This is a genomic window from Polaromonas sp. UBA4122 (genome assembly GCA_002381615.1).
GTDB lineage: Bacteria > Pseudomonadota > Gammaproteobacteria > Burkholderiales > Burkholderiaceae_C > Polaromonas.
Genome location: DFWY01000018.1, coordinates 1 through 13,290, shown reverse-complemented (window position 1 = coordinate 13,290; position 13,290 = coordinate 1). Strand labels below are relative to the sequence as shown.

Genomic DNA, 13,290 nt, shown 5'->3' with positions numbered 1-13,290 from the left:
CAAACCTTTTCGGAAATCATGCACGGCGCAGATGGTCGGATATTCTTATCGCGACAGAACCTTGCGGACCACAGGTGACTCAGTCTGCCCCGGCGCTGGTTGCAGCCTTTTAAAAAACTGCGCCATCTGGCAGGTCGAAAGGACAATGAACTGCCCCGCGGCAAGCCGCAGAGTATCCGGGAGCCGGACCTCCAGGACGCACCGCCCCAAGGGGCTGGGAATCGACCCGGCCGGATTGAAAATTTATCGCATCATAGGCCGACGGGGTAGCCGTCTTTGCGGTGATCCGATGCGGCGATGTAGCCGTGCTCGGTTTTCATGGCCATCTGGGCGCAGCCGAACTCGGTGTCGAAACGCTGTGCCACCCGGACCCGATGGCCACGTGCAATCAGGCCGTCAACCGCCTCTTTCGGGAAGTTCCATTCCACCGCCACCGTGCTGTTGTCGTCCATCACGCGCCAGCGTGGGGCGTCGCTGGCGGCCTGCGGGTTTTGCCCGTGATCGGCGATGCGGGCGGTGACCTGCAGATGGCCCTGCGCCTGCATCGATCCGCCCATGACGCCGAAGCTCATCAGCGGTGCGCCGCCTTGTGTGAGAAAGCCCGGGATGATGGTGTGGAACGGCCGCTTGCCCGGCGCCACCTGATTGGGGTGCCCGGGCTTGAGGCTGAAGCCCCAGCCGCGGTTTTGCAGGGCAATGCCGGTATCGGGCACGACCACGCCGGAGCCAAAGCCCTTGAAGTTGGACTGGATGAACGAGATCATCATGCCGTTCTGGTCGGCGGCCGTCAGATAGACCGTGCCGCCGTTGTGCGGCGAGCCGGCGCGCGCCGGTGCGGCACGGTTCGGATCGATCAGTTTGGCGCGTGAGGCCAGATAGCTGCTGTTCAGCAGATCGGAGGCGGTGACCGTGCGCATCGCATCGGGGTCGGCTACGAATTCCTGCATGTCGGCAAACGCCAGTTTCATGGCTTCGATTTGCAAGTGCTGCGACAGTGCCGAGTCCAGACCGGCCGACTTCAGGTCGAAATGCGCCAACATGCCCAGCGCCATGAGTGCCCCAATGCCCTGGCCGCTGGGGCCGATTTCATGCAGCGTGACATCGCGGTAGCGCATCGAGATCGGCTCGACCCAATCGGCCTGGTGGGCCGCCAGATCAGCTTCATCAATCAGCCCACCGGTGTTGCGCGCATGGTCAGCGATGGCCTTGGCCAGATCGCCGTGGTAGAAGTCATCGCCCTTGGTGGCGGCAATGCGTTCCAGGGTATGGGCCTGACCGGGGCAGATGAAATGCTCGCCTGGCAAGGGCGCACGGCCTCTGGGTGCGAAGGCTTCGCGGTAGCCCGGCTGGGGCAACAGTTCTGCCACTTGGGCCTGCCACTGCCGGTGCACCGTGGGGGACACCAGGTAACCGGCACGGGCATAACGCAGCGCCGGTTCAAACAGCTCGGCAAAGGGCACGGTGCCAAAGCGATCCGACAGCGCACGCCATGCGGAGACCGTGCCGGGCACCGTGACCGAGTCCCAGCCGCGCAGTGGCATGGATTCGTACTTCGAAAAATACTCTGGCGTCCATTTGCGGGGCGCCCGTCCGGAGGCATTGAGGCCATGCATGCGCTTGCCGTCCCAGATGATCGCGAAGGCGTCGCCACCAATGCCGTTCATACAAGGCTCCACCACCGTGAGTGTGATGGCGGTGGCCAGCGCGGCATCGACTGCGTTGCCGCCACGCGCAAACATCAACAGACCCGCAGCGGAGGCCAGGGGCTGGGAGGTGCTGACCACGTTGCGCGCCAGCAGGGGCATGCGTTGGGAGGTGTAGGGGAAATTCCAGAAGGCAGATGAATCAGATGACATGAACGCAGGTTTCTTTAAAAGAATAGAGGGCGTGGTGAAAGGAAAAAATCAGTCGAGCTTGACCTTGGCCATCTCGACGGCTTTGCCCCAGGTACGGAACTCCTTGTCGACCATGCGGCCGAATTCGTCAGCCGGTGTGAATTTCAGCTCTACGCCCTGTGCTTCCATGCGCTGTTTCAGCTCAGGCGAGTTCAAGGCGGTCTGAATGGCTTTGGACAGTGTGGCAATGACGGCTGCCGGTGTGCCCTTGGGAGCTTCGATTCCGAACAGGTTGTTGGCCTCAAAGCCCTTGACGCCGCTCTCGTCCACGGTTGGCACATTGGGCAGCATGCCCACGCGCTTGCCCGAGGCCACGGCCAGCACCCGCAGCTTGCCGGATTTGACGTGCGGCATGGAGGCTGGAATGCTGTCAAACATCATGCTGGACCTGCCGGCCAACAAATCGGGCAGGGCCTGCGAGCTGCCTTTGTACGGGACATGCACGAGGTCCACACCCGTGGCGGCCTTGAACACCTCAGACTCGAGATGCGACAGCGTGCCCGCTCCTTGCGACGCGAAGTTGTACTTGCCCGGAGCGGCCTTGAAGTAGCTGATCAATTGGCGTACGTTCTGCACCGGCAGCGAGGAGGGTATGACCAGCATGTGCGGGACGGTGGCCACGCCGGCAACGGGCACAAAGTCCTTGATCAAGTGCGCGGACTGAGCCGAGTAGGCTGCGGCCGCGATGGCTGCGTTGGTCACGGCTGCCATGTAAATCGTGTAGCCATCCGGGGCCGCCTTGGCGGCATAAGCCAGGCCGATGTTGCCACCCGCGCCGGGACGGTTTTCAACCACGATGGTTTGCCCCAGGGATTCGGACATTTTTTGCCCGACGGCACGGGCCAGAATGTCCGTCGCACCAGCGGGCGGAAATGACAGGACAAGCTGAATCGGACGGTCGGGGTAGGCCGCATGGGCAACGCTGCCGAGCAGCGTCGCCGCGCCGATGACCAGCCCGGCCAAAACCCGTTGTGTAACGGGCCGCAATGACGGATGCGCTGATCCAGGAGTTTGACAGATCATGCTTGACTTTCGGATGGGTGAAAAGGTGTTGAATTATAGGGATAGGATGGATAGGAAATTCAATCCGGCCGGGTAGATTCCCCGCCCCTTGGGGCGGTGCGTCCTGGAGGTCCGGCTCCCGGATACTCTGCGGCCTGCCGCAGGGCAGTTCATTCACATCACGCAAAGTATCACGCCGGAGTATTGCCTGACCCCGAATGATGAAAGAGAATCGAATTGCGGCGCGTGGCTGTCTGATGTCGTGCAAATTTTTTGGAGCTTTCCAGGCATTGCCCAGCAAGTTCTCGTACATGGCGATCTCGCTTGCATTGCTCGCCGTGTTTGTGGCCATTGGCGTCGCGGGGGCCCTATGGGTCGCTAACCGCACCATTGTTGAGCCCACCCGCCGGCTCCTGAAGCAGGTTAACGCACTGGCAGGCGGCGGTGGCGCCGTCCAGTCGGATGGCCCCGCCCGTGCGCAAAATGAGCTCGCCGGACTTACCAGTGCCTTCAACCGGATGGCGGCGATCCTGCAGGCGCGCGAAGCCGAGCGCGACAAGGCGGCTGGGCGCAACACCTATTCACTAATTTCACTGCGAAGGGGATTTGGAACGACTTGCGCCTTTTCATGTCGGACCACGTACAGCCCACTGGTCATGATGATGGCGCCGCCCAGCAATGTAAGTTGGTCTGGCGTGGTTTTCCATATCAACCAGTCCAAGCCTAGACCCCAGGCCAAAGCAGTGTATTCAAAGGGGGCGACGGCAGATGCCTGGCCATGACGAAAGGCTTCAGTGATGGCCAGTTGCCCTCCAAACCCGGCCACGGCAAGTACAGCAAGCAGCCAGGCATCCTGCGAGCGGACAGCGACCCACTGGGGCGCGGCCAGCATACTGCCACCAACGGCTACCATGACCATGATCCAGAGCATCAGGCTTTCGCTGGAGTCGGTACGAATGCTGACGCGTCCCACCACAGCAGAGATGGCATAGCAAGCCGCAGAACTCAACACCGCCAGTCCAGCCCAACTCACAAACCCGTCCATCCCGGGACGTAGCGCCACCAGAACACCAAGCATGCCGCCAGCCACAGCCCACCAGTGCGCGCGTGGCACCCGCTCCCCCAAAACGCGTGACGACAGCAGCGTAATCAGCAGTGGTGCGATAAAGAATAGTGTGTAAGCATTGGCCAGCGGCAGTCCTTGCAGCCCGCGCGTGAACAATGACAACATTGCGATGGCCAAAACGCCGCGCAGCAAGTGCAGCGGCCAGCGAATGTGCAAAAGAGTATGCCAAGCATGCCGCCACTGTATCCACAGCAGGACCAGCGGAAGAGCAACCCAACCACGCAGCGCTGCGACCTGCAACGCAGGGTAGCGGGTGGATAGTACTTTCAAGACCGTGTCCATGAACGCAAAGAAGCTCACGGCCACCAACATGAGGCTAATGCTTCTCAGGTTGCTGTGGTGCGCAGAGTGTTGACGAGTCACCCAGACACTTTAGCAGCTGCCATCAATCCTCGGCCACATCAAACATTCGGGAATGCTTGGGTGTGTGCCTTGAAAGCAGTGATTCCTCACATCTGAATACCGATATGGGTGCCGAACAAAAATACTGGAGACAATACGGTGCTGGTGAAATATCTAACCAGTTAAGGCAGTTAAGGCAATGCTGATTAAGGTCCACGCCACCCGAGGGTGAGACATTACATGACGATGAAACAACAAACCTTGGCAATGGCCGCCGGTCAAGGCTCAGGACACGAGCATTACCGCAAGCCTACGCGGCGCGACGAGTTTCTCAAGACCAGGCAAGCCATCGTGCCATGGGCTGAGCTGTGTGAACTCGTCGAGCCCCACTACCCAAAAGCGGGCAACGGACGTCCACCCATTGGTCTGGAACGCATGCTGCGCGTCCACTTCATCCAGGACTGGCATTCGTCACCGTCAGAATCACGTCCATCTGCGGCTAACGCGACAAAACCCGAAAACTAGCTCGAGGTTGCACCTGGCCGGAACCGGCTGTCTCGCAACCCCGAGAACGAGACCCACAGCACCTCCAGCGCACTCGAAGTGTAGCTTCTCTCGACGAGGAAGGCTTTTCAGTCCCTTTGGCTGGGCGTGTACAAATGTCTACCCTGGGCCAGGCTTCACTCAGCGACGTCTATCTGGACTGGTATTAGTCTACTTTTCACAAGATGTCTCTCGAAACGTCTACTTCTGGGTAGCCTTCAAGCGCGGCTGTCGATGTAGGCAGCAAAGTGCTCACTCACGGTTGCTCCGATGCGTTCAATCTCGACATCCGTGAAGCCCTCCACCAACTTGCGCTTGGACTTGGACAAGGTTCCGTTGCCCTGAACGATGACGTCGATGAGGGTGTTCAGTGCCGACTGGCGCATGTCCAGCCACGTCTCAAGATCCTTGACTGTCGCGTCGTGCGCACGCAGGTACGCCACTTCCGTCAGCAGGTCTTCCTCGATGCAAGACTTGCAACACTCCAAGATGAATTCGCAGGCGTCGGTGGCGTCGAAGTACGCATACAACCACAAGGGCTGAGCCGACTTCACCAGGATAGTTGCATTGTCGCTGTCGAGCATGTACTCCAGCAGATCGGTACGAGGGCGCGAATAGCTCTTGAGCAGCTTTGAGTAGCGGTCCAGCTGCTTGAGCATGCGGGCCGACAGGGGCAGCACCACGCCGGCCGGCGTGAATCCTGCCTGTCGCAGGATATGGTGCAGCAAGAAGCGGTGCAGCCGGCCCTTTCCGTCTAGGAAAGGGTGGACGTAGACAATGCCGAACGAGGCGCAGGCCGCTGCGAGCACGGGGTCGAGCTGACCGTTTGATGCCCCCGAGGCCAGAGTCGAGACTGCGGTCATCATGGGCCGCACTTGCTCGGCCGGCGGGGGGATAAAGTCAGCGATGTTGCGCAGCCGGCCTGAGCGGGAGAGCCAGTTCTGACTGGAGCGAAACTCATACTCGGCCGACAGTGGGCTGACAATCTGGGACTGCCATTGGCACAGTTGTTCTTCCGTGAGCGAGCCAGGCTCACCGGCTTGCTCCAGCAGGCGTCGGAATTTCGCGGCCCGGTTATTGTCCGGAATCTCGTCCTCGATGTTGTAGGTCGAGCGTGTCTCCGAGAGATAAAGGTAATCCAAAGGCACTTCTTCCAGCTTGGCTCTCTCGGGTCTGCGGCGACTTTGGGGTGCGGCTAAAGGCCGCTGCCGTTTTTGATGATCCGGGCGACCGTGAAACTTCAATAAAGCGAATGGACCTTGCCAGCCTTCTGCATTTTTTTCACCCATTGGCAAGACGAGTCTGAAAGTTGGGCGACGGAATCATTGAGACACGAGGCACATACGCACCATTCTCCGAGTCTCAATTCGTCACCGCCCTACCCTGTCGATGATTGCTTGCTACGACAAAACCGGATCGCGTCCGTTTTGAGTATCTCGTTCATCAAAACAAACCGGCCTGCTCAACACGCTCTACCTTTGGTAGCGCATCTGCACTACTCCACTCCGTTCCGCGTGTACGTTTCCAATAGAAGCGTGCCAACTCTCCCATGATTAGGGCTGACTCCCATTTGCCTTCGTCCAGGCGTTTCATCACTGCTGGTGACATCTGGCGCTCGACGAAGTTCTCTTTGAGTTCAATCATCAACTGTTCCATTGCACGCGCATCAAGCTTCTCCAGTTCCATTCGAACGGTGGTGAGCTTTTCCACCTCGCGCTCGCGCAGGTTAGCTTGAGCCTGCACGGCAGGATTTTCCTTCTTCGTCACAACCTTTTCGATCACCTCTGGTTGATACTCTTCTGGTGCCGGCTTGTCGATGACTCTCCCTGTCAGTAGTGCCTTCAGGTATGCATGTCTTGAAAGAATAGGTGTACCTTGCATGGCCAGGCGGGCCTCCAAGCGCTCAATTGCTTTGGCGAAGGCCAGCTCCCCATGGCGGATGAAATGGTCTTCTGCAATCTCGGCATCGATTCCAAGTTGGATTGCGCGTGCAACTTTACTGAGGTCAATCGCTCTAGCGTCCTTGACAGAAGCTTCTTGCTTGAGGTGCACTTCAAACTGAACGAACTCAATGGAGCGCCCAACTCTGAACTCGTGAACGGTCACGGTGAGCTCACTCACTTCGTTGACCTCTTCTATTGCCGGTTTGATGGTGTCTCTATTGAAGAAGCGGAACTCGGTCTTGATCTCTTTTGGAATTGGTTTTCCGGTGAGAACAGGCAACCACCAGTGCCAGTGCTGTTTGCTGGTTCGGTGTGATGGGTTGTCCTTGTAGCGCGCGCAAATCTCATAGAGCGCCAATCCCGCATGCGACCGAAACTGTGCAATCGTAGACCTTTTGATCTGTGCGTATCGCAGCGGATAAAGCATTTCCTGTCGAAGGGCTGGTGGATATGCCCAGTAGAGCCAGTTCTGACCATTTTTCTTTTTGAGATTGACCTGTGACAGAAGGCCACAAGCGCCCCACTCTTCCGTTTCGGCCGGCGACGGTGACTGCCACTCAACAACATGACTCACCATGGACAGAAGGTGCTTCTTCAGTTCTTTGACTGAGCCGGTTGAGCCGTCATAGCCGCGGATCACTGAATTCAAGGGAGCGCCAAACATCCCGGTCTCACCGTCCTCAGTGCCCTGCTCCCTGGCCACGAACATCATAAGCGTATAGGCCTGCCGCCCAACTCGGGTAATCGTACCGGTCTTGGGAACCATGGCCAAGGCCGACACTGGCTTGTCGATTCTGTCTGGGCCGAGGATTTCGGTGCTGCTCATGACCACATTATGTGTGAGAACAACAATTTCACGCAAACGAACTAGCAACCATCCAGTCGCCTGTCCACCTTCGTCATACATAGATCCTTGGTTTCTCTCACAGTTGGGCTAGATCCAGCCAACTAAGCCCATGGTTTCTCTCACAGTTTGAGCTTCGCAATGCCATTGAAGACTCTGAGTCACGAAGTTTTCTTCGTTCTTACTGCAATTTTCGACAACATAACCTCGCGAATCGCATTTGAATGCATGATTCAAGATTCGTGGTGACTTTACTCACACTTCCCTTATTTGCTCTCACAGTTCCCATCGTCTTTCTCACACATCCCGTGGTTTAACTCACGCAAAATGACTTAACTAGTTGAATTCATTGAAGAAATTCAGGTTAAAAGTATTAAACCTTCTAAAGGCCTTTAAATAGAGAAAGCGCGAGATTGTGGATAACTAGTAAAAACCGTTTGCCCAGGCTTCCAAAAATTGCTCAAAGGACGCACAATTGGCGTAACACGCTATTTATTGCGTCTAGCAGGAAAACGTACATGTCAATCAAAAAAAAGCCGGTTACACGCGTAACACTAGAGGATCTGATTGCCGCTTCCAACAGAGTTGGAGCCGTCATAGAGAGTGTGCGTGGCACTATGCTCGCTCCAGACGCCAGAAAGAGGCCCCCAACTTTCAGTACCAATCAGGTGGCAACTATCTGTGGTCTGGAAAAAGCTCAGATGGATTATCGGGTCAAGAAGGGGGATTTGCCATTGGGGCAAATGGAAACAGGACATCGCCGTAAGTTCACTCTTGAAGACACTCGCGCCTGGGCCCAATCTACGCGAAGCAGATTCATGCGCCCTGAGAATGCTGAAGCAATCACAATTGCTGTGGCGAATTTCAAAGGTGGAGTAACCAAAACGACTACTGCAGTGACACTTGCACAGGGCTTGAGCCTTCGTGGTCACAAGGTACTTGTGATCGACACGGACCCTCAAGGCTCGATGACAACCCTGTTTGGATTGTTGCCTGACGTTGATGTTGCCGATGAGCAAACGATTCTGAGTCTTTGCTACGGCACGGAGGTTTCAATTGACTACGCCATCACGCCTACCTACTGGTCTGGCATCGATATCGTACCTGCCAACCTTGCTCTCTACTCGGCTGAATTCGCCTTGCCATCTCGGCAAAAATCTGAAGGGTCATTTGAATTCTGGAACGTGCTGAACAACGGTATTGACACTGCACGGACTAAATATGACGTGATCATCCTAGATACCTCCCCTTCCCTCTCTTACCTGACCGTCAATGCCCTCCTCGCTGCTGACGGCCTCATCATGCCCCTGCCGCCGAGTACGTTGGATTTCACGTCTAGTGGGCAGTTCTGGAACCTGTTCAACGATCTCACAGCCAACCTGGTTACTAACCGAGGCAAGACAAAGAGCTTCGACTTCGTGGACGTTCTACTGGCCAGGGTGGACGCAAACGACGCGTCCTCCAGTGTTGTGCGTGAGTGGATTACCGCCGGCTACGGGAATATGGTCCTACCGGTGGAGATTCCAAAAACATCCCTGACTGCCAGCGCGAGCGCTGAGTTCGGAACCGTCTATGACACGGATCCGGCAACCATCAATGCCAGAACCTACCGGCGCGCGTTCGATGCTTACGAACGCGTAGTCGAGTTGGTTGAAGAGCAAATCCTGACCGCATGGAACCGTCAAATTGGAGAGCAACATGGCGCTTAAAGACAAGGCAGCAAAGATTGATCTCAGCCAAATTGGGTTGTCGTCAGGAAGCCGGGGACAGGGTTCCAAGACCGCTATCGGGATGCATGCCGATGCACTGTTCCGTGATGAAAAGGTAACAGCCGAAAACGTCGAGCTCAAGCAAAAGTTGTCCGAGTTTGACGGAGCCAGCGCAACTCGCAAGATTGATCCCGTAAAGATCAAACCCAGCAGGTGGGCAAATAGAAACGAACTATCTTATTCTGGTGAGGTGTTCGATAGTCTCAAGGAGGAAATCGAGATGGCCGGCGGAAACGTTCAGCCAATCAAGGTACGCCCATCTAAATCTGTTCCTGGCGAATATGAGTTGGTGTTCGGTCATCGGCGCCACAGAGCCTGCTTGGAACTTGGACTCGGTGTACTTGCGATGATTGAGGACCTGGGCGATACCGAACTCTTCTGCCAGATGGACAGAGAGAACAGGGCGCGCGCGGCACTGAGCCCATGGGAGGCCGGCATGACTTACGCGAAGGCTCTGGATGAAGGGCTCTTTCCGTCGGCCCGAAGACTGGCTGAGACGGCATCCATTGACCTTAGCCAGTTGGGTAAAGCATTGGCTCTGGCCAGGTTGCCAGCGGATGTAATTGCAGCTTTCCCAAACCCTTTGGATCTCCAGTACAGGTGGGCAACCTTGTTGACCCAGGCCATTCAAAAGGATCCGGACTTAATTATTTCGCGAGCCAAGGAACTGCGCTCAGATCAGAACAAGCTCAGCTCATCGCAAGTTCTGACTCAACTTTTAGCAGGGGGTGGAACCGTTCCACCCCCTGCCGCGAAGAAGGTTTTGGTTAAGGGGAAAGACGGTCAAACCGGTGAGATAAAGCTCGATGCTGCAAAGCGTTCAGCCGTCGTCAGCTTGGCCAACATCGATCCAAGACGATTCAGCGAAGTAGAAAAAGCCATCAAGGCGCTGCTTTCCTAATCAGATAACGTCTCATAAAAGTAGGGGGGTGGAACGGTTCCACCCCCCTACTTTTATGTCTATTGAAAGGGTGTGTTCGTTGAAGGGCAGGGGGCGAGGATGGGACGGAAGTGAACTTCGATCAGTCCAGGAGGCTAGCGACATTGTTGTGGTGGCAACCTAACCGGCGCGGCCACCATGGATAAGAATTACTGTTGAGATCCAGCCGCACACGTGCTCATGATCTTGCCCCTGTTTTCCGTACTCCTTAAGCCACCATTATGCGGACTTCCTGTCTTGCTGCTGGGCCGCTGTCCAGCGTTGCTCAAACGTCATCGGGCTGACATAGCCCAACGTCGAGTGCAATCTCTTGTGGTTGTAGAAAGTTAACCAGTCAATCACTTCGTCCATGGCCTGGCGCCGGGTAGCAAATCTTCTGCCGTACAGCCTTCCGACCTTCAATCGACCCCACAGGCTTTCAGTGGGTGCGTTGTCCCAGCAATTGCCCTTGCGGCTCATGGATGATTTCATCTCAAAGCCTTTGAGCTCGCTTTGAAACTCATGGCTGCAATACTGGCTGCCACGGTCTGAGTGAAAGATCAACCCAGGTGGCGGACGGCGCCTGAACCACGCATTCGCAGCGCATCAGTCACGGCGTTGGCCTGCATGTGATCCCTCATGCTCCAGCCCACCACTTGGCGGCTGAATAGGTCAATCACGCCTGTCAGATACAGCCAGCCTTCATCAGTGGCGATGTAGGTGATGTCACTGGTCCACACCTGGTTGGGCGCCTCGGGCGTGAAGTTGCGCTCCAGCAGGTTCGGCGCAATGGGCAGGTTATGTTTGCTGTCGGTGGTGACAACAAATTTCCTCTTGCCTCTGGCCTTGATGCCGTGGCGTTGCATCAGTTTTCTGACACGCTCTTTGCCCACACGAATGCCTCGGGCCACCAGCTCTTTCCACATTTTTGGCCAGCCGTATTCTTGCTTGACTTCGGCGTGTATCGCCTTGATGTGTACCAACAGCGCTTCGTCGCTGATGCGTTTGTGCACCCCTGGCTTGCTGGGCTTGGAGGTATCTTTACGGCGCCAGTGTTCAAAGTAGCCACTGGCGCTGACCTCCAGTACCTCGCAGGTCAGTGTGACCGGCCATTGGGTCTTGTGCTTGGCAATCCAGGCGTATTTCACAGCGATTCCCGCGCGAAGTACGCCGTGGCTTTTTTTAAGATGTCGCGCTCCATCTTTACTCTGGATAATTCGGCACGCAGACGGGCCAACTCCATTTGTTCAGGACTCACCGGCTTGTCGCCGGCTCCCTTGAGTTGGCCTTTACCACTGAGTCGAACCCAGTTGCCCAGTGTCTGCACTGGCACACCCAATATCTTGGCTGTCATAGGCACCGCCTACCCACCCTTGACTAGGCGCACCGCTTCCAGCTTGAATTCCAGCGTGTATTTGCCCCGGCTCTGACCGTCTTTGCGTTTGCTCATTTCGTAATCTCCAATGTCTGAATTTGACCATCAGCTACCTTGCCCGGGTTCCGAAGGTGTGGCGCAGCCAGTGCGTGGAAGCTCCAGCCAGTTTCGGGTGCTCATTGGAAGGCCGGGCGAGCACCGAAAACGTCACCGTGTTCAAATTGAACACGGTCGCCAGGAGGGCAGGGCGCTGAGCAGCAACATCAAAGTGTTCAACTTGAACACTTTTTCTCCCGGGTGCGAATGTGCCATCGAAATAAGGAGGGCAGGGAGGACCCGGAGACTGACCTTGATATCCAGTTTCGCACGTGTTCATAGATCGTCTGATACCCATGGGTGACCGAGGATTCCGCGGCCGCGGCGAGACTGAAGTTTTTTCGGGTAAGGGTTTTGTTTCTCCAGCCTGACAGTCTTCCGCGCCATCGGCGCGTTGCTCTGCGCCCCCGACTTTTTACTCTGGTTCCACCAAAGCGGCCAGCACCAGATCAAACTGCACTTTGCAGGCCGCTTAATTGAGTAACTTGAATTTTGTCAAAACGCACCTGTGATAACAAGGCTTATGACTCCGATCGGTCTGGCGGTCATTGGGGTAGGGCTGGACGATGCCATTGTCCAGGCGCTTCCCCTGTCAGCTCTGCCCTCAAGGTCGCGCTGCGCCATAGAGTCTTTGAGCGACCAGCGCGCGCAAGGGCGCACGCTCAGTAAAGCGGGGGGCTCTGAACCTGGTGCCGGGCGGCAAGCAAGGACCCCTGGCGTCAATGTCTGACAAGCGTCAGCGCCGTTGCAGCCCTAGGCGCGTCCGTCAAGCCCTGCCAAACGGCTGTAAATCCCATTGAATTCTGGTAAATCCCAATTAAACCGTTCTACGGTGCGTCATGATTATCCTTATAATCATGACAGAATATAAAATGTTCTAAAACACTTGTTTTGAATCGTGGCCGTTCATTTGCATAAAAACGTTCCCAGGTCTTTCATATAAGTGCTCCTGCATGGAGCCCCTGCGAGCGACTCGTTTGGCCAGGCCAGGGCGATTGCTCGCACAAGCCTTTGCTCGAATGCACTAGGCAAAACGCCGGCGCCGGATGGGCGCTGATGCTGGGGGTCAAAAGGTCGTTGCCCGCAAGACTTTGGAGGTCTTGGCATGAGGCCAATCGGATTTCATGCCTGGTGCAATTACATTGCTTGTGCTAAGGTAACACCTTTCGATACTAATGGAGACAGCGCATGCCAACCACTGCCACTGCTAAAGCCGTATCCGTCAAGCTCGACCCTGGCATCCGGGCCCGTGTTGAACACCTCGCGCAAGCACGCCAGCGCAGTGCGCATTGGGTGATGCGCGAAGCCATCAGCCAATACGTTGACACGGAAGAAAAGCGCGACGCCTTCCGCCAGGACACCCTCAAGGCGTGGCAGGAATATCAGGAGACGGGCTTGCACGCGACGGACACCGAGGTGCAGACATGGCTTGCCAG

Annotated in this window: 8 protein-coding genes and 2 pseudogenes; 4 read left to right on the top strand and 6 right to left on the bottom strand. The window is 56.5% G+C overall.

Annotated elements, in window-relative coordinates:
- Nucleotides 1-251: 251 nt before the first annotated feature.
- From B3F77_RS02490 to B3F77_RS02480, 3 genes are all read right to left on the bottom strand, one after another.
- Complete coding sequence (locus B3F77_RS02490; RefSeq protein ID WP_293603426.1) at nt 252-1,856, bottom strand: gamma-glutamyltransferase family protein; 1,605 nt, start codon at nt 1,854-1,856, stop codon at nt 252-254.
- 48 nt (nt 1,857-1,904) lie between these two features.
- Nucleotides 1,905-2,918 carry a Bug family tripartite tricarboxylate transporter substrate binding protein gene (locus tag B3F77_RS02485; protein WP_293603425.1) on the bottom strand — a complete coding sequence of 338 codons (1,014 nt, stop codon included), beginning with the start codon at nt 2,916-2,918 and terminating at the stop codon, nt 1,905-1,907.
- Nucleotides 2,919-3,474: 556 nt separating this feature from the next.
- Nucleotides 3,475-4,335 (bottom strand): DMT family transporter, encoded by an 861-nt coding sequence (locus B3F77_RS02480; protein WP_293603424.1) that lies wholly within the window; start codon nt 4,333-4,335, stop codon nt 3,475-3,477.
- Nucleotides 4,336-4,611: 276 nt separating this feature from the next.
- On the opposite strand from B3F77_RS02480, the pseudogene B3F77_RS02475 reads away from it, so the two are divergent.
- Nucleotides 4,612-4,830, top strand: a pseudogene (locus B3F77_RS02475) (IS5/IS1182 family transposase); the annotation flags it as partial.
- A gap of 296 nt (nt 4,831-5,126) precedes the next feature.
- Here B3F77_RS02475 and B3F77_RS02470 read toward each other — a convergent pair.
- Nucleotides 5,127-6,050 carry a Fic family protein gene (locus tag B3F77_RS02470; RefSeq protein WP_293603423.1) on the bottom strand — a complete coding sequence of 308 codons (924 nt, stop codon included), beginning with the start codon at nt 6,048-6,050 and terminating at the stop codon, nt 5,127-5,129.
- Nucleotides 6,051-6,351: 301 nt separating this feature from the next.
- Nucleotides 6,352-7,758 carry a replication initiation protein gene (locus B3F77_RS02465; RefSeq protein ID WP_293603422.1) on the bottom strand — a complete coding sequence of 469 codons (1,407 nt, stop codon included), beginning with the start codon at nt 7,756-7,758 and terminating at the stop codon, nt 6,352-6,354.
- Nucleotides 7,759-8,213: 455 nt separating this feature from the next.
- On the opposite strand from B3F77_RS02465, the gene B3F77_RS02460 reads away from it, so the two are divergent.
- On the top strand, nt 8,214-9,404 hold the full coding sequence (locus B3F77_RS02460) for an AAA family ATPase (protein WP_293603421.1): 1,191 nt from the start codon (nt 8,214-8,216) through the stop codon (nt 9,402-9,404).
- Nucleotides 9,394-10,365 (top strand): ParB/RepB/Spo0J family partition protein, encoded by a 972-nt coding sequence (locus tag B3F77_RS02455; protein ID WP_293603420.1) that lies wholly within the window; start codon nt 9,394-9,396, stop codon nt 10,363-10,365. The genes B3F77_RS02460 and B3F77_RS02455 overlap by 11 nt, the downstream gene beginning before the upstream one ends.
- A gap of 258 nt (nt 10,366-10,623) precedes the next feature.
- Here the strand turns inward: B3F77_RS02455 and B3F77_RS02450 are convergent.
- Nucleotides 10,624-11,833: pseudogene (locus tag B3F77_RS02450) on the bottom strand (IS3 family transposase).
- 1,209 nt (nt 11,834-13,042) lie between these two features.
- Between B3F77_RS02450 and B3F77_RS02445 the strand changes: the two are divergent.
- Nucleotides 13,043-13,290, top strand: a 248-nt coding sequence (locus B3F77_RS02445; protein WP_293603419.1) for a CopG family ribbon-helix-helix protein, incomplete at its 3' end; no start/stop codon positions are given.

What these genes read in the sequence shown, in the direction of transcription:
- B3F77_RS02490 (WP_293603426.1), bottom strand. Translation starts at nt 1,856, where the DNA reads ATGTCATCTGATTCATCTGCCTTCTGGAATTTCCCCTACACCTCCCAA.
- B3F77_RS02485 (WP_293603425.1), bottom strand. Translation starts at nt 2,918, where the DNA reads ATGATCTGTCAAACTCCTGGATCAGCGCATCCGTCATTGCGGCCCGTT.
- B3F77_RS02480 (WP_293603424.1), bottom strand. Translation starts at nt 4,335, where the DNA reads ATGTTGGTGGCCGTGAGCTTCTTTGCGTTCATGGACACGGTCTTGAAA.
- B3F77_RS02465 (WP_293603422.1), bottom strand. Translation starts at nt 7,758, where the DNA reads ATGTATGACGAAGGTGGACAGGCGACTGGATGGTTGCTAGTTCGTTTG.
- B3F77_RS02460 (WP_293603421.1), top strand. Translation starts at nt 8,214, where the DNA reads ATGTCAATCAAAAAAAAGCCGGTTACACGCGTAACACTAGAGGATCTG.
- B3F77_RS02455 (WP_293603420.1), top strand. Translation starts at nt 9,394, where the DNA reads ATGGCGCTTAAAGACAAGGCAGCAAAGATTGATCTCAGCCAAATTGGG.